At 67.2% G+C, this 16,854-nt stretch carries 15 protein-coding genes; 8 read left to right on the top strand and 7 right to left on the bottom strand.

What is annotated here, in order from left to right; all coding sequences use genetic code 11:
• Together AC27VN_RS13250 and AC27VN_RS13245 are read left to right on the top strand one after the other, a co-directional pair.
• On the top strand, window positions 1-954 hold a 954-nt coding region (locus AC27VN_RS13250), incomplete at its 5' end, for a fumarylacetoacetate hydrolase family protein (RefSeq protein WP_490876835.1).
• A 46-nt stretch (window positions 955-1,000) separates the two neighbouring features.
• The gene (locus tag AC27VN_RS13245; RefSeq protein ID WP_490876834.1) at window positions 1,001-2,047 is read left to right on the top strand and encodes a LacI family DNA-binding transcriptional regulator; all 1,047 of its coding nucleotides are present in this window, start codon (window positions 1,001-1,003) and stop codon (window positions 2,045-2,047) included.
• Between the two features lie 101 nt (window positions 2,048-2,148).
• Here the strand turns inward: AC27VN_RS13245 and AC27VN_RS13240 are convergent, their stop codons facing one another.
• From AC27VN_RS13240 to ehuA, 6 genes are all read right to left on the bottom strand, one after another.
• Window positions 2,149-6,873 carry a hypothetical protein gene (locus AC27VN_RS13240; protein ID WP_490876833.1) on the bottom strand — a complete coding sequence of 1,575 codons (4,725 nt, stop codon included), beginning with the start codon at window positions 6,871-6,873 and terminating at the stop codon, window positions 2,149-2,151.
• A 350-nt stretch (window positions 6,874-7,223) separates the two neighbouring features.
• The gene (locus AC27VN_RS13235; protein WP_490876832.1) at window positions 7,224-8,198 is read right to left on the bottom strand and encodes a DUF6282 family protein; all 975 of its coding nucleotides are present in this window, start codon (window positions 8,196-8,198) and stop codon (window positions 7,224-7,226) included.
• A gap of 13 nt (window positions 8,199-8,211) precedes the next feature.
• A complete protein-coding gene (ehuD, locus tag AC27VN_RS13230; RefSeq protein ID WP_490876831.1) occupies window positions 8,212-8,880 on the bottom strand; it encodes an ectoine/hydroxyectoine ABC transporter permease subunit EhuD in 669 nt (222 codons plus the stop codon).
• Window positions 8,877-9,542, bottom strand: a complete 666-nt coding sequence (gene ehuC, locus AC27VN_RS13225; RefSeq protein ID WP_490876830.1) for an ectoine/hydroxyectoine ABC transporter permease subunit EhuC — start codon at window positions 9,540-9,542, stop codon at window positions 8,877-8,879. The genes ehuD and ehuC overlap by 4 nt, the downstream gene beginning before the upstream one ends.
• A 12-nt stretch (window positions 9,543-9,554) precedes the next feature.
• Window positions 9,555-10,382 carry an ectoine/hydroxyectoine ABC transporter substrate-binding protein EhuB gene (gene ehuB / locus AC27VN_RS13220; protein ID WP_296779626.1) on the bottom strand — a complete coding sequence of 276 codons (828 nt, stop codon included), beginning with the start codon at window positions 10,380-10,382 and terminating at the stop codon, window positions 9,555-9,557.
• Between the two features lie 19 nt (window positions 10,383-10,401).
• The gene (ehuA, locus tag AC27VN_RS13215; protein ID WP_490876829.1) at window positions 10,402-11,223 is read right to left on the bottom strand and encodes an ectoine/hydroxyectoine ABC transporter ATP-binding protein EhuA; all 822 of its coding nucleotides are present in this window, start codon (window positions 11,221-11,223) and stop codon (window positions 10,402-10,404) included.
• Between the two features lie 17 nt (window positions 11,224-11,240).
• Here ehuA and AC27VN_RS13210 point away from each other — a divergent pair, with 17 nt between their 5' ends.
• The 6 genes from AC27VN_RS13210 (at window position 11,241) to AC27VN_RS13185 (ending at window position 15,712) form a co-directional block, all read left to right on the top strand.
• A complete protein-coding gene (locus tag AC27VN_RS13210; RefSeq protein WP_143129202.1) occupies window positions 11,241-11,429 on the top strand; it encodes a hypothetical protein in 189 nt (62 codons plus the stop codon).
• 31 nt (window positions 11,430-11,460) lie between these two features.
• On the top strand, window positions 11,461-12,345 hold the full coding sequence (locus tag AC27VN_RS13205; RefSeq protein WP_093345722.1) for a LysR family transcriptional regulator: 885 nt from the start codon (window positions 11,461-11,463) through the stop codon (window positions 12,343-12,345).
• Between the two features lie 161 nt (window positions 12,346-12,506).
• Window positions 12,507-13,358 carry a transporter substrate-binding domain-containing protein gene (locus AC27VN_RS13200; RefSeq protein WP_490876828.1) on the top strand — a complete coding sequence of 284 codons (852 nt, stop codon included), beginning with the start codon at window positions 12,507-12,509 and terminating at the stop codon, window positions 13,356-13,358.
• Window positions 13,359-13,370: 12 nt separating this feature from the next.
• The gene (locus AC27VN_RS13195) at window positions 13,371-14,051 is read left to right on the top strand and encodes an amino acid ABC transporter permease (RefSeq protein WP_490876827.1); all 681 of its coding nucleotides are present in this window, start codon (window positions 13,371-13,373) and stop codon (window positions 14,049-14,051) included.
• On the top strand, window positions 14,041-14,703 hold the full coding sequence (locus AC27VN_RS13190; RefSeq protein WP_296779634.1) for an amino acid ABC transporter permease: 663 nt from the start codon (window positions 14,041-14,043) through the stop codon (window positions 14,701-14,703). The genes AC27VN_RS13195 and AC27VN_RS13190 overlap by 11 nt, the downstream gene beginning before the upstream one ends.
• A gap of 49 nt (window positions 14,704-14,752) precedes the next feature.
• Window positions 14,753-15,712 carry an agmatinase gene (locus tag AC27VN_RS13185; protein ID WP_296779637.1) on the top strand — a complete coding sequence of 320 codons (960 nt, stop codon included), beginning with the start codon at window positions 14,753-14,755 and terminating at the stop codon, window positions 15,710-15,712.
• Window positions 15,713-15,748: 36 nt separating this feature from the next.
• Here the strand turns inward: AC27VN_RS13185 and AC27VN_RS13180 are convergent.
• Window positions 15,749-16,854 (bottom strand): helix-turn-helix domain-containing protein (locus AC27VN_RS13180; RefSeq protein ID WP_490876826.1); only part of this gene is annotated, 1,106 nt, incomplete at its 5' end.

Raw genomic sequence — 16,854 nt, 5'->3', positions numbered from 1 at the left:
ACGCTGGCCGACTGGCTCGCGAGCACCGCCGCGCATGGTCCCGATCCCGCGCGGCGCCACCTGCTCGCGCCCAACGACCTGCAGGTGGTGAAGGCCGCCGGCGTGACCTTCGCGGCCAGCATGGTCGAGCGCGTGATCGAGGAGCAGGCGCGCGGCGACGCGAGCCGCGCCGAGGCGGTGCGCCGCCAGGTGGTGGCCGTGGTCGGCGACGACCTCTCAGGCATCGTGCCGGGTTCGCCGGAGGCCATGCAGCTCAAGCAGGTGCTGCTCGCGCAGGGCCTGTGGTCGCAGTACCTCGAGGTCGGCATCGGGCCCGACGCCGAGGTCTTCACCAAGGCCGCGCCGCTGGCCTCGGTGGGCACCGGCGTGCAGGTGGGCCTGCATCCGGGCTCGACCTGGAACAACCCCGAGCCCGAGGTCGTGCTGGCCATCGACAGCCGCGGCCGGACCGTTGGCGCCGCGCTCGGCAACGACGTCAACCTGCGCGACTTCGAGGGCCGCAGCGCGCTGTTGCTGGGCAAGGCCAAGGACAACAACGCCTCGTGCGCCATCGGTCCGTTCATCCGCCTGTTCGACGCCCACTACGGCATCGACGACCTGCGCGCCACCGTGGTCGAGCTGCGCGTGGAGGGCGAGGACGGCTTCGTGCTCGAGGGCTCGAGCTCGATGGCGCGGATCAGCCGCGATCCGCTCGAGCTGGTGCGCCACGCCATGGGCGCGCACCACCAGTACCCCGACGGTATCCTGCTGTTCTGCGGCACCATGTTCGCGCCGATCCAGGACCGCGACGCGCCCGGCGCCGGCTTCACCCACCACGAGGGCGACCGCGTGGCGATCCGCGCCGAGCGGCTGGGCACGCTGTTCAACCGCGTCGGGCGCAGCGACCGCATTCCGCCGTGGACCTTCGGCATCGGCGCGCTGATGCGCAACCTCGCCGCGCGCGGGCGGCTTTGAGCGCGGCGGTGGCCGGGCGCGCTTGGCGGCAGAATCCGGGCCACCCATGACAGAACCCGAAAAAAGACAGGGCCGCCGCCGCTTCGGCACCAACTCCGTCACCATGGCCGACGTGGCCCAGGTGGCGGGCGTGTCGGCACAGACCGTGTCGCGCGTGCTGCGCGACCCCGAGGGCTGCACGCCGCAGACGCGCGAGCGCGTGGAGGCGGCGATCCGCAGCACCCGCTACGTGCAGAACCTCGCGGCCAGCCACCTGGCCTCGAACCGCAGCATGACGGTGGCCGCCGTGATCCCGCAGATCGCGGCCTCGGTGTTCGCGGAGACGCTGCAGGGCCTGTCGAACGTGCTGCTGCAGGCCGGCTACCAGGTGATCATCGGCCACACCGACTACAGCCACGAGCGCGAGGAGGCCGTGGTGCGCAGCCTGCTGGGCCGCCGCCCCGACGCCTTCTTCCTCGTCGGCACGCGCCACACCGACGCGGTGCGCGAGATGCTCGCGCGCGCCGCCATTCCCGTGGTCGAGAGCTGGGCCTGGACGCGCAAGCCCATCGACCAGCTCGTGGGCTTCTCGAACCAGGAGGCGCTGGCCGCGGCCGTGGCCTATGCGCAGCGGCGCGGCTACCGCCATCCCACCTTCGTGGGCGCCGCGCGCCCCGGCGACGACCGCGCACGCGAGCGCCTGGACGGCTACACCACCGGCATGGCGCGCCACTATCCCGGCCAGGCGCCGCGCAGCCTGGTGGTGGAGAACCTGCCCTACACCATGGGCAGCGGCAGCACCCTGCTCGAGGCCGCGCGCGCGCGTTTCCCCGACAGCGACCTGCTGCTGTTCTCGAGCGACCTGCTGGCCTCGGGCGCGCTGCTGGCCTGCCAGCGGCTGAGCATCGCGGTGCCCAAGCAGCTCGCGATCATGGGCTTCGGCGACTACGAGATCGCGCGCGAGCTCAACCCCGGCCTCACGACCATCGCGGTGCCGACCGTGCGCATGGGCGAGGAGGCCGCGCGCATGCTGGTGCAGCGGCTGCGCAGCGAAACGCCGGCGGCGCGCAAGCGCGACCTGGGTTTCGAGCTGATCGAGCGCGGGAGCGCCTGAGCGGTCCGGCGCTCCCGCGGGGCGCCATGAGAAAAGGGGCCGACCGTCGCCGGTCCGCCCCCCTTCTTGTCGTGAACCGCGGCGCAAGCCGCGGTGTTCGATCAGCCCAGCAGGCCGTGCAGGATGTTGGCGACCGGGGTCACCACATTGCCCACCGTGTGCTCGACCTGGCTGGTGATCGGGGTCACCACGTCGGCGACCACCGAGCCCACCGCGTGATCGACGTTCTCGACCACGTTGGACACGGTCGCGACCACCGGCGCCGCCGCCGCGGTCGCGCCGGCCAGGATGTCGGTCACCGGGGCCAGGGCACCGGAGCCGGCGCTGGTCAGCGTATCGACCACCGGAGCGAGGGTGTCGCTCAGGCCGCTGGCGATCTCGGTCACCGGCTGCAGGATGTTGGCCACCGGGCCGTCGCCGCCCAGCGCGCCGAGCAGGCTGCCGACGAGGCCGTCATTGCCGAGCAGGCCGCCCACCAGGCCACCGACCAGACCGTCGCTGCCCAGCAGGTTGCCCACCAGGCCATCGTTGCCGAGCAGACCGCCGACCAGGCCGTCGTCGCCGAGGACGCCGCCGAGCAGACCGCCTTCGCCACCGCCGAGCACGCCACCCAGCAGGCCGCCGTCGCCCAGCACACCACCGAGCAGGCCGCCGTCACCGCCGAGCACGCCGCCCAGAAGGCCGTCGTCACCCAGGATGCCGCCGAGCAGACCACCGTCACCGCCGAGCACGCCGCCCAGAAGGCCGTCATCACCGAGGATGCCGCCGAGCAGACCGCCGTCGCCACCGAGCACGCCGCCCAGCAGGCCGTCGTCACCGAGGATGCCGCCGAGCAGGCCGCCGTCACCGCCGAGCACGCCGCCCAGGAGGCCGTCGTCACCGAGGATGCCGCCGAGCACGCCACCCAGCAGGCCGTCGTCGCCCAGGATGCCGCCGAGCAGACCACCTTCGCCACCGAGCACGCCGCCCAGCAGGCCACCGTCGCCGAGGACGCCACCGAGCAGGCCGCCGTCGCCACCGAGCACGCCGCCCAGCAGGCCGTCGTCGCCGAGGATGCTGCCGAGCAGGCCACCGTCACCGCCGAGCAGACCGCCCAGCAGGCCATCGTCACCGAGGATGCCGCCGAGCAGGCCGCCTTCGCCACCCAGCAGACCGCCGAGCAGGCCACCGTCGGCCGGCGTATCGGCCGCGACCATCAGGCTGGCCGAGGCGCTGGCATCGGCACCACCGCCGAGCAGGCCGCCCAGCAGACCGCCGAGAAGGCCGTCATCGCCGAGGATGCCGCCGAGCAGGCCACCGTCGCCACCGAGCACGCCGCCGAGCAGACCATCGTCACCCAGGATGCCACCGAGCAGGCCATCGTCGCCGAGGACGCCGCCCAGGAGACCACCGTCACCGCCGAGCAGGCCGCCCAGCAGACCGTCGTCGCCCAGGACACCACCCAGCAGACCGCCGTCGCCACCGAGCAGGCCGCCCAGCAAGCCGTCGTCGCCAAGAACGCCACCCAGCAGGCCACCGTCGCCACCGAGCAAGCCGCCCAGCAGACCGTCGTCACCCAGGACACCACCCAGGAGGCCGCCGTCACCGCCGAGCAGACCGCCCAGCAGACCGTCGTCGCCCAGGACGCCACCCAGGAGGCCACCGTCGCCGCCGAGCAAGCCACCCAGCAGACCGTCATCACCCAGGATGCCGCCGAGCAGGCCACCGTCGCCGCCGAGCAAACCGCCCAGCAAGCCGTCGTCACCCAGGACGCCACCCAGCAAGCCACCGTCGCCGCCGAGCAGGCCGCCCAGCAGACCGTCGTTGCCCAGCACACCACCCAGCAGGCCACCGTCGCCACCGAGCAAGCCGCCCAGCAAGCCGTCGTCACCCAGGACACCACCCAGCAGGCCACCGTCGCCACCGAGCAGACCGCCCAGCAGACCGTCGTCACCCAGGATGCCGCCGAGCAGGCCGCCGTCGCCACCGAGCAGACCGCCCAGCAGGCCGTCATCACCCAGGATGCCGCCGAGCAGGCCGCCGTCGCCACCGAGCAAGCCGCCCAGCAGACCGTCATCGCCCAGGACGCCACCCAGCAGGCCGCCGTCACCGCCGAGCAGGCCGCCCAGCAGACCGTCGTCACCCAGGATGCCGCCGAGCAGACCACCGTCGCCGCCGAGCAAGCCGCCCAGCAGACCGTCGTCACCCAGCACGCCGCCCAGCAGCCCATCGCCGCCGATCAGATTCGCCACGCCATCGGTCAGGAAGTCGACCTGCGTGCCCACCGCGCCCAGCAGCGCGTCGGTGGTGCCGGCGCCCAGCAGCTGGTCGGTCAGCGGGCTCAGCAGGCCGCCGACACCGTCGGTGACCTGGCTCACGAGGTCGTCCACCGGATCCAGCACGTTCGGGTCGTTCGGCGTGAAGGTGTCGCCGAGCAGCGGGCCCAGCAGGCCGCTCACCGTATCGGTCAGGCTGTCGGTCAGGCCGACCACCGGGGCGAGCACGTCGCCCAGGCCGAGCTCGCCGAGCAGGCCGTCGTTGAGGCCGTCGACCAGGCCGCCGACGATGCTGTCGGTCGGGTCGAGCAGTTGGGCACCGGTGCCGCCGCCACCACCGCCGATGCCGCCGAGCACGCCGCCCAGCAAGCCACCGAGCAGACCGTCTTCACCGAGCAGGCCGCCCACGAGGCCGTCGCTGCCCAGCAGGCCGCCGACCAGACCGTCGTCGCCGAGCAGGCTCGGCACCAGGCCGTCTTCACCCAGTACGCCGCCGAGGATGCCGCCTTCGCCGAGCAGGCCACCCAGCAGGCCGTCGTCGCCCAGCAGGCCACCGACCAGGCCTTCGTCGCCGAGCAGACCGCCCAGCAGGCCATCGCCGCCGATCAGGCCACCGAGCAGGCCGTCGTCGGCCAGCACGCCGCCGAGCAGGCCGTCGTCACCGAGCAGGCCACCGAGCAAACCGTCATCGGCCAGCAGACCGCCGAGCAGGCCGTCGTCGCCCAGCAGGCCGCCGAGCGGGCCACCGGCGCCGAGGATGCCGTCTTCGCCGAGCACGCCACCGAGCAGGCCGTCGTCGCCGAGCAGACCGCCCAGCAGGCCGTCGTCACCCAGCAGGCCGCCGAGCAAACCGTCTTCGCCGCCGAGCAGGCCACCGAGCGGGCCGTCGGCCAGCAGGCTGCCGACCACGCCATCCGGTCCCAGCAGGCTGCCGACCAGACCGTCGGGTCCGAGCAGGCCGCCGCTCAGGCCTTCGCTGCCGAGCAGGCCGCTGAGCAGGCCGTCGTCGCCGAGCAGGCTGCCCACGATGCCGTCTTCGCCGAGCAGGCCGCCGAGGGCACCGTCGTCGCCCAGCAGGCCACCGAGCAGGCCGCCTTCGCCGAGTGCCGGGCCCAGCAGGCCGCCGAGCAATCCGTCTTCGCCGCCCAGGCCGCCGAGCAGGCCACCGTCACCCAGCAGGGTGTCGAGCAGGCTGCCGACCGCGGTGCCTTCGCCGATCAGGCCACCGAGCAGGCCGTCGTCGCCGAGCAGGCCGCCCACGAGGCCGTCTTCGCCCAGCAGGCCACCGAGCAGGCTGTGCTCGCCGAGCAGGCCGTCGAGCACCTGGCCGACCACGCCGTCGTCGCCCAGCAGGCCGTCGACGAGGCCGTCGATGCCCAGGCCGGTGGTCACGCCGCCCAGCAGGCCGTCGCTGCCCAGCACGTTCTCGAGGATGTTGTTCAGCGCATCGGTCAGGTAGTCGACCTGGCCATTGAGCGTGTCGATGATCGCGCCGGTGGTGCCGCCGCCCAGCAGGCCGTCGACCACGGGGGACAGCACGCCGCCGAGGTTGGTGGTGACATGGTCGACCACGTTGTCCACGGGATCGAACTCGTTGGGATCGTTGGGCGTGAAGTCGCTGCCGGCGATCGGCGCGAGCACGTCGTCGATCACGTCGGTGACGCTGTCGACGATGGGCTTCACGGTCTGGAGCGCGCCGCCCAGGCCCAGGGTGTTGTCCACCGCATCGATCACGTGGCCGACGGTGCCGTCGCCCGGATCCAGCAGGTGGTCGGCATCCGCGTCGGCGTCGGCGTCGGCGTCGGCGTCGGCGTCGGCGTCCGCATCGGCGTCAGCGTCCGCATCTGCGTCGGCATCCGCATCTGCATCTGCATCTGCATCCGCGTCGGCATCGGCGTCCGCATCACCGTCCGCATCGGCGTCTGCATCCGCGTCCGCATCGGCATCCGCGTCGGAATCGCCGACACCGGGAATGAAGAAGGGAACGCTCGAATCGCTGCCGCCGCCGCCCAGGGCCGCGGCCAGCGCGATGCCGCCCAGCGCGCCGAGCGCGAACTCGCCGACGCCGAGGCCGCCGCCGGTGGCGAGCTTCTTGGTAACGGCCAGCGCCGCCGCATCGGCGTCGGCATCGGGCGGGGTGACGGCGAGATCGCCCGAGGCCACGTCGACATTCACCTGCTCGAGGCCGCCCGGCAGCTTGGTCGACGTGACGGTGGCATCGGTGCCGCCCGCGAAGACGCCGGCCAGCGGCGCCTTGTTGGTGGCCGAGCCGGGGAACAGCACGTTGGCCTGGCCGCCATCGGGAACGATCACGCGGTCGCCGGCGATCAGCGACTGGTTGCCGTCCACCGGGATGCTCACGCCGTCGCGCACGATGGTCGTGCCGGGCGTCGCATTCGACAGCGATCCGATGCTGGCGGGTGCGGCGGCCGCGGGTGCCGAGGAGGGCACTGCCGCGGTCGCGCCCATCGGGGCGATCGGCGAGGCGGTGGCTTGAGCGAGGACCACGGGCGCCCCACCGTTTGCGGTGGTGGCCGGGGTCGTCGGAGTCGATGATTCTGTTGTAGTCATGGCGGCCTCTGTGACAAAGATATGGCCTACAGGGGCAACATGCGTGCCGCCTTCGCGCTGCCGCCATGGCAGGCCTTTGTTACGGCACCGTGATCGACTTATCTCGTTGATTCAAAAGGCTTTTCGCAATTGGGGTAACACGCGGCGGGAACATGCGTAACACCGCTTTTCGCCGCGCGTTACGTAACGCGGGGCGCTTTTTTTCCGGAACGCCAAGCGGGTTCCGGGGACATGCAACGGCGCAGGCGCACGCCCCGAAAAGCCGTCGGACGGCGTCCGCGCGTGAACGTCTGGACATCTGGCATCCACCTGATGACGGCCGGAAAGCTCGGTCCGGGGCTCTTCGATCGTCAACGGGCGAAAGGGGAAATGCCCAATGCAGCGTGACCGTTGGAGGAGAACATCGACATGAAATCCGAAAGGCTCATGGAATCGCGCAAGAGCTTTCCAAGCTCCAAGGCGTAGATCACGGTTCCGGCTGGAAATGCGTCGCTGTTGACCTGTCCGAAATCCGTGGAAAGCAGCACCCTGCCTGGACCGGTAGCACGGATTGAATCGGCAAACCTGCTCAGGTCAACCCCGTCCTGTGTGTGGATGGCAAAACAATGCTCCACGTAGACCCCGTCGTACTGAACGAGCGAGCAAAGTTGCTCGTCTGTCAGACCGACGGCCGGATAGTGCGGGTGCGTGACGATGATCTTTCCGACACCCAATGAAATTGCCAGCGGCACCAGCTCCATGATCTCCGCCGCGCAAAGATGACCCGTCGCCAGCACGCAGCCGTGCCGGGCAATGGTGCCCAGCACCTCCAGGAGCCCGGGTGTGGGACGCAGGTCTTCGGTGAACGCAACGACGAGTTCACGCCCGCCAAGATCATCCGCCGAGAGCGCGGAGGGCTGTGACCCGCAGCAGCCCGACCAATTCGGATCGAATCCGAAACCATGGGTCTTGACGTGGGAGACGGAGTCCACGGTCGGCATCCACACGACGATCGGTGCGTTGTCCGGCTGCGCGTTCTGGACCTCCGCCTTGTTGCCTGAAACCGCCCCTGATATGGCTGCCGGGTTGAGCCCTCCAACGTAGCTGTTGAGAACAACGCCACCGTAGAACCTCACTCCATGGCGAGCGCGTGCGAGTGACGCCAGTGGCGTGGTGGAGAAGGTGTGGTTCTTCAGTACCAGTACGGCGCCGAACGGACGAGCAGCCTCCGCAAGCGATTGGACGTCGTAACGACGAGCAACAAGCTCGGGGCCAACATGGTAGTGGGTCTCGATGACGCCCGCGTGCGCCAGGAGTTCATGGGCGTGGCTGTAGGAATCAAACATGAGTCGCTCCTTGTCAGGAGAGTTTTCTTGACCGGGATATCCTGTACTCGAGGTACCGAATCGCAATCGCGCTCGAGATGCTGATCGCGAGATAGAAGACGCCGACCAATGTCATCGGTTCGACGTAGCGATAACTCTCGTTCGAGAAGACGCGTGCCTCCCCCATCAGATCGAGCACGGCGATTGCCGAGAGCAAGGCGCTTTCCTTGAACATCAGGATCAGATAATTTCCCAAGGCGGGAATCATCGGCGGTATGGCTTGCGGCAAGACCACTTCCGTCCACTGCCGGTACATCGAGTAGTTGAGAGCCCTGGCCGCCTCCCATTGCCCACGGCTCACCCCGTCGATTCCAGCCCGGTAGACCTCTGCCATGTAGCAGCCGACGTGCAGGCCGAGAACGAGCACGCCGCAAACGACTGCATCGAGGCGGAGTCCGACTTCAGGCAGTACATAGAACGCAAAGAAGAGTTGGATCAACAGGGGCGTACGTCGCGTGGCTTCCATGAATCCATGAGCGAGTTTGCGCACGAGAAAAGAAGGCATGCGCGAGGCAACCGCCAAGGCAAGGCCCACGCACAGCGCCAGGATCGTGGCAAGCAAGGTCACCTGTCCCGTAACGGCAAGACCCCGCAGAAGCCTCGGCACCACCTCGGTGGCGGTTTGTGGATCCCAGAGCATCATCCGCGCGTCCCTTCGAAGCCCTTGCTGGCCCAGATCTCGGCGCACCTGAAGCCGTGGATGATCAAGGACGACAGCAAGAAGTAGATGACCAGGAGAATGCCGAAGGCCTGGAGCGGGCTTCCGGTTTCCTGCCGGTAGATCTGTCCGAGGAAGGTGAGGTCGGCGATGGTCACAAGCGAAACCAGCGGCGTGATCTTCAAGAGATCGACCATGAGGTTGCACATGGGAGGAAGCATTCGCGGAAACGCGTCGGGTAGAACGACGTTCACCATCGTCTGCGTGTGGCTCATGTTCAGCGCCCGCGCCGCCTCCCGCAGCCCGCGGGGCACGGCCAGGATGGAACTCCTCACCACCTCGGAACCGTAGCAGCCAACGTTCAAGCCGATGGCCAGTATGGCGACGGTCATCGCGCTGATCTCGACTCCCATGAAGGGCAAGACGAAATACAGCCAGAACAGTTGTACGTAGCACGAGGTGCCACGAACCGCTTCCACGATAGCCGTGACCGGCCAATTGACGAGGCGAGATTCCGAGAGCTTGCACAACCCTGCGGCGAACGCCACCAGCCATGCAACAAGGCCGGCGCCCAAGGTGATCTGGACAGTCACGAAGGTCGCTTGCGCAAACTTCCCAACGATATCGATAGCGCTTTGTGGCTCCATGCCGCCAACTCCCTAGTTGGCCCCGCCGCACAGGTCCGCGCGCTTGGCCGTCCTGGCCAGCTTCGGATCGAACCCGTACTTCGAAACGATCTTGTCGTACTCGCCAGACTGCTTGAGCGCCTCCAGCTTCCTATCCACCAGATCACGCAGTTCTCGCTGATCATTTCTGAACGCGATGCCCGAGCACTTGGCCGGTTCGCCTGCAACCGGGCGGACCTCGAATCGGTCTGTCACGCCCATGGCCTCGGCAGCGGAACGCAGTGCCAGGTCAGGCGCAGCGTAGACATCGATCCGACCGTCCAGGAGCATCTTGATTCCGCTTTGATGATCGGGCGCGATCGTGATCCGGCTTCTAGTAACGCCGAGTTCGGTGGCGCGCTTCTCGGCGGAGCAGCCTCCGCAGACTCCATAGCGAATGTTGTCGTTGACCGCCACATCCGAAAACGAGTTGAGAGACTTCGGATTTCCCTTCGGCACGATGAATCCCTCGGCCGTGCAAAGATCAGGCTCGGAGAACAACACCGCCTTGCATCGCATTGGATTGATGTACAAGCCAGTGGAGATGACGTCCACGCGGCCGGCCTGCAGACTCGGAATCATCGCGCCGAATTCCAAGACCTTCGGGTCGAGCTCCTTCACGCCGAAATCTTTCATGATTCGAAAGAGGAGATCAGGTGCTGCGCCACTGAGTGCTCCGCCGGCTTGAAAGTTGGTGTATGGCGGCTCGTGGGCAAGGCCCACGACGATCTTTTCCTTCACCTTGGGCTGTGCCTGTGCCGTCACCCACGACGGCGAGAAAGAGACGAGCGCCGTGAGCGCAAGAGCAATGAACTTCAGCATTTGAGCAACTCCATGAAAATTAGTCGACACGCTGTCCGGCGGCTGCGATCTTCTTGAGAAAGGACTTGGTACGGGGTTCGCGAGGCGCGTGGAAAAGTTGGTCCGGAGGACCCTGCTCGACGATCCTTCCGCCATCGAGAAAGAGGACGCGGTCCGAGAACTCCCGCGCGAAGTTCATTTCATGGGTCACCATGAGCATCGTCATGCGGCTTTCCAATGAAATGTTCCGGAGCACCTGCAGGACTTCGTCCACCACCTCCGGATCGAGTGCCGACGTCACCTCGTCGAACAGCATGATTCGCGGCTCCATGGCAAGTGCGCGCGCGATCGCGACCCGCTGCTTTTGACCGCCCGAGAGCATGGACGGATAGCTGTCGGCCTTGGCTGCGAGGCCCACCCGATCGAGAAGCTCCCGAGCCACTCGATCCGCGGCCGTCTTGTCCAGGCCTTTCACAATCTGTTGAGGCCGGGAGACGTTCTGTCCCGCGGTCATGTGCGGAAACAGGTTGAAGTGCTGAAAGACCATCCCGATCGAAGCGCGCATGCGCCCGAGGTGCCGCTCATCGGCAGGGACGAGCTGGCCGTTCCTCGGCATGTGCCACAGCGGCGCGCCGTCGATCCAGACATGGCCGCCTTCGATCTTCTCCAGCGTCATCAAGATGCGCAGGATCGTCGTCTTGCCCGAACCGCTGGGGCCGATCAGCGACAGCTTCTCGCCCTCGTGAACGTCCAGATTCAGGTCGTCCAACACCACCGACGTCCCGTATCGCTTCTCCACGCCTTCGAAGCGAATGAGCGGCTTGGCGGTCGAATCGATCCGCGGCGAGGAATCAGCGGCCATGATCGAAGTCGTTCCCGATGCTCGATGCCGGCCGACGCATCACGCGGGCCCGTGCAAGGCTCGGCAAGCAAGCGGCAATGGATGCCGCGAACGAGGTTTCCCTCTCGGTGCGTCTACAGGTGTTCATCATGGTTTTTGCCTCAGGCGAGGTGGGAATGGGCGGGACTCTAGTCATCGGCCTGTCGTTAGAAAAACGATTCTTTTGACGTGATGGTTCCAGAAAGTGATACTTTCTGAATGCCCCACCTTGACTTCAATGAACGAGATCTGCGCTCGCTGCGCATCTTTTGCGCCGTGGCGGAGGCAGGCGGCTTTGCTGCCGCCGAACACCGGCTGAATCTGTCGAAGGCCTCGATCAGTCGTCACGTTCGCGAGGTCGAGGAGCGCTTGGGCGTGCGGCTTTGCGAGCGCGGGCCAGGCGGCTTCAAACTCAGCGCAGCCGGGATCGTGGCGGTGGATCTCGCCTCCAATGCGCTCAAGTCGCTGGAGCGCATCCGCCCCGAGATCGACGCGGTGAGGGGCGTGCTGTCAGGTACTTTGTCGATCGGAATGACCGAGCACGTCATCACTCACGATCACTGCCGCATCCCCGAAGCACTGGCCACGCTGCGACGACGCGCGTCGGGCGTCCAGCCGGAGCTGACGGTGATGAACTTCGCCCAGTTGAACGATGCCTTGCGAGAGCGGCGGGTCGAAGTGGCGATCCGGGGCATGTACAAGAAGGACCGGGTGTTCGACTACCAGAAGCTTTTTGTCGAAGTGCACCGCGTCTACGTCAGCAAGGAAGGCGCACGGGGACGCAGGCGCCTGCTCCCGCTCGTGTACCGCCCTCATCCCTTCGTGGAGCAGGCCATCGCGGAGCATGGCTTCGAGCGCGGGCCCGACGTCGGTGGACTGGAGGCTATCGGCGTGTTGGTGGCAACGGGCAACTATGCCGGGTTGCTTCCCGAACACTACGCGAAGCTGGTAGCGAAGCGACATTCGCTCGTCGCATTGACGTCGGGGCCCGTCTTCGAGAACACGATCTGCGCGATCACCGAAGCCTCTCGTCCACTCACACAACGCGCGAAGCTGTTTCTCGAGGTGTTGAGGGGACTCCATGCCGGAGCCACGGACGCCTGAACCGGCCATCGAAGGTCCGATTCGATCCAGCGGATCGAGCCCGTTCACCAACTGAAGGTATCGATTCTCGAAACCTTGATATCAAAAGAATCATTTTTCATCGCACTGAACGATCGATAGATTCCGCTCCAGACCCAATCACCCCACCTGGAGCTGGCACCATGATCGATTCGATTCGAAGAAATTCTTTGAAGACCCTGGCTGTGGCCACGGTGCTGGCCTGCATGTCCACAGCCGCGCTGGCCGAAGGCGGAAGCCTCGCCGAAATCAAGGCACGCGGCCAACTGACGGTCGGAACTGAAGCGGCGTACGAACCGTATGAATTCGTCGAGAACGGCGTCGTGGTGGGCTATGGCCGCGATGTGCTGGACTACATGGCGGCCAAGTTGGGCGTCAAGCTGGTTCAGCTCAATCTGCCGTTTCAGGGACTGCTGCCGGGCTTGATGTCGCGCCGCTTCGACTTCGTCGCGACGAGCGTAGGCATCACGGAAGAGCGTGCGAAGCGCTTCGCCTTCAGCCGTCCGATCGGCATCGTCCGTTCGATGCTCGTGGTGAGCAACACCAGCAAGGGCGTGAATCGCCCGGAAGACCTGGCAGGAAAGATCGTCGGCACGCAGATGGGATCGCAGGCACAACCGGTGGCCCAGGAATTCGATCGACAGCTCAAGGAGAAGCATGGCAAGGGCTATGCCGAGCTGAAGCTGCTTCAGGCGTATCCCGACGTCAGCGTCGCACTCAGCAACGGCACGCTCGACGTAGGCGTTTTGCCCTCGAACGTCCTCGGCGTGCAGATGCGCCGCCAGCCGAACGCCTTCAGGTCGGTCGGTGAAATCGGCTCGCCCCGGTTGCTGGCCTGGGTCGCCAACCCCAAGGACGAGGAGATCCGCAGCTTCATCAACACCACGCTGGAAGAGATGCGCGCGAACGGAAAGCTCGGCGAGCTGCAGAAGAAGTGGTTCGGAGAAACCTTGACGCTGCCGACGTCCGACTACCTGCCCAAGGGCGCGCTGTAAGCGAGCCGCTCGATGATCGACTGGCTGACCGCGGGCGGGGCGCTGCGCCCGCTCTATGACGGCGTGCTCCAGGGCGCGGGCGTCACGCTTCTCTGCAGCACCCTCGCTTTTGCCGCAGGCGTCGCCATCGGCCTTGCGCTGCTCGTGCTCCGTGTCGGGGGAGGCGCCGTCGCCCGATGGGCGGTGGCAACCTACGTGAGCGCCATCCGCGGCACGCCGCTGCTGATTCAGCTGCTCATCGCCTACTACGTCATTCCGGGCCTGCTCGACGTGACCATCTCGCCGATCGCGGCCGGCATCCTGGCCTTGGCGTTGAACACGGCCGCGTATGGCAGCGAGATCATGCGGGCCGCCCTGTCGACCATTCCACGCGGCCAGACCGCCGCGGCCAAGGCCCTGGGCATGCAGCCCTGGCATGTCTGGATGCAGGTCTTGTTGCCGCAGATGCTGCATCGCTCGATCCCGCCACTGACGAACGAGTTCACGGTGCTGCTCAAGGCGTCCTCGTTGCTTTCGATCATCGCGGTCAACGACCTGGCGACCGTTGCGCGCAACGCCACCTTGCAGAGCGACCTGCCGCTGCAGGTGTTCGCCGCGACCGCGGTGGTCTATTTCCTCATGCTGCTGTGTGCCTCATCGTTGTCTCGCGGCATCGAGCGGCGCTTCGCCAGGATGCTTCCCAATGTCCATTGACTTCGGCATCGTTCGAGAATCGGCTCCCGCTCTTTGGCAGGGGTTGAAGGTGACAGCCCAGGTCAGCGGCGCCGGCATCCCGCTGGGCATCGCACTGGGTGTCGTTGCCGCCTACATGGCGGATTCGGGCCACCGAGCCCTGCGCGCCGTGGCACTCGGCTACGTCGAGCTGGTGCGCAACATCCCGTTTCTGATCCTGGTGTACCTGTCGTTCTTCGGACTTCCGAAGCTCGGCTTGCTGGCCTCCGCCTTCTACATCGCGATCGGAACGACGGCCTTCTACACCGGCGGCTATTTCTGCGAAATCCTTCGGGCCGCTTTGCGCAGTGTCCCGGCGGGGCAGCTTCGCGCGGCGAAAGCGCTGGGCATGAGCACCTGGCATGTACAGCGGCTCATCGTGGTGCCGCAGATCTTCGGCTTCCTGCTTCCGCCGACGGTGAGCCTCACGATCATGATGTTCAAGGACTCCGCCGTCTTCTCGGTGATGAGTCTTCCGGAGCTGACCTACCAAAGCAACCTGAAGACCGCCGACACCTTCGCGTACCTGGAAGTGCTCGGTACCACGGCGCTGATCTATTGGGGCTGCAGCGTCCTCATGGAGACGCTCGGCCATGCGATGGAAACGCGAGTGCGCCGCTGGAGCCATCGCTGACACGCAGTCCCGAACTGCAACAACACACCGACTCACCCTGGAGATACTGATGGAAAAACTGACCGTTCCCCCGCGCACCGGGCATGCGACCCTGCTCTATTCCGAGCTGGTGACGGACCTGGACAACCTGAAGGCCGACATCGCCGTGATCGGCATGCCCTTCGGCTCGGCCTATGGCGCGCGGTCCTTCACCAACGACCAGACGAATGCACCTCAGGCCATTCGCGACGTCACCGACCGCATCGTTCGCGCGCCTGGCCACTTCGACTTCGACATCGACGGGCCCTTGCTGCAAGGACGCTCCGACATCCGCTTCGTGGACTGCGGCGACGTGATCCCCGACCTCGGCAAGCCCGGTGACCACTATCGGCGCGTGGAACTGGCGGTGCGCCAGATCCTCAAGGGCGGAGGCCTTCCGATCGTGCTCGGCGGCGACCACGGCATCACCACGCCGGTGCTTCGCGCCTACAGCGAGAGCGGGCCGATCACGCTGGTGCACGTGGATGCGCACCTGGATTGGCGCGACGACGTCAACGGCGTCAAGGACGGGTTGTCCAGCCCCATCCGCCGGGCATCGGAAATGAAGCATGTGGTGCGCATCGTGCAGATCGGATTGCGCGCGCAAGGCAGCGGTCGCCCCGAGGACTACGAGACCGCGCGCCGCTACGGGGCCGAGCTCATCAGCGCCTACGAATTGCACGACATCGGCATCGACGCCGTGCTGGCGCGGATTCCCGACGGCGGCAACTACTACCTGTCGATCGACGCCGACGGCATGGACCCGACGATCATGCCCGCCGTCGACGGACCGGCCCCTGGGGGCATGGACTTCCTGCAGGCGCGAAAGTTGATACATGGCCTCGTCAGGAAGGGTCGCGTCGTGGGCATGGACATCGTGGAGATCCAGCCCTCCAAGGACAACGCAAGCAAGCTGACCCTGGTCACGGCCGGTCGTCTCATCGTGAATCTCATCGGTTCGACCATCAAGGCCGGCTATTTCGACAAGTGACCCGGGGCACGACGATCGTGGCGCACGCGATCGTCGCTAGCGCTCGAACCCATAGGGCGCGAACCGGCTCTGGTTCTCGTCCACGTCCAGCGCCTCGCCGATGAACGGAAAGGCGCGCTGCGGGCAGCGCTCGCGCTCGCAGACCTTGCAGCCCATGCCGATCGGCGTGGCGGCCTCGGGGTCCTGCAGGTCGAGCCCCTTGGCATACACCAGCCGCGGCGCATGGCGGATGTCGCAGCCCAGTCCGATCGAGAAGGTCTTGCGCGGCGAGCCCCAGCCGCGCTGCCCGCGCGAGACCGAGCGCGCGATCCACAGGTAGCGCCGCCCGTCGGGCATGCGCGCGAGCTGCGGCAGGATGCGCTCGGGCTGCGCGAAGGCCTCGTACACGTTCCACAGCGGGCAGGTGCCGCCGGTGCGGCTGAAGTGGAAGTGCGTGGCCGACTGGCGCTTGGAGATGTTGCCGGCCTTGTCCACGCGCACGAAGAAGAAGGGCACGCCGGGCGCGCCCACCCGTTGCAGCGTGCTGAGCCGGTGGCACACGGTCTCGAAGCCGACGCCGAAGCGCTGGCCGAGCAGGTCGATGTCGTAGCGCAGCGATTCCGCGGCCTCGAGGAAGGCGCCGTAGGGCAGCAGCAGGGCGCCCGCGAAGTAGTTCGCGAGGCCGATGCGCGCCAGCTTGCGCGAGGCCGGGTCCTCGGTGAAGGGCGGCGCGTCGACCAGCGCGTCGATCGCCGCGCCGAGCTCGAGCAGCGCGAGCTGGGTGCCGAGCTGGAAGGCCTGCTGGCCCGGCTCGAGCGCGGGCGACAGCCGCAGGCTGCGCTGTGCGGCGTCGTAGCGGCGCTTGCTGACCTCGGTGTCGTCGGTCAGCAGCACGCGCACGCCATGGCGCTGGCGCAACCGCTCGACCAGCCATTCGGCGAGATGGCCGCCGTGCTCGCGCGCGCCCGGCGCGGCCTGCGCCTGCTGCGCCTCCTGCGCCAGCGCCTCGGCCGCGCGGTCGAGCGTGTCGAAATGGTTCTGGTGCGCGAAGAAGAAGTCGCGCACCACCTCGAAGGGCATGGCGCGCGGCGTGGCCAGGCCCGAGCGCTCGTCGCCCAGGCGCAGCGCCATGGTCTCGAGCTGCTCCATCGCCTCGATGTTGC

This window comes from Variovorax sp. 20P10.2.4 (assembly GCF_058244205.1).
The sequence above is the reverse complement of the archived record's forward strand: the minus strand, read 5'-3'. Positions and strand labels throughout refer to the sequence as shown.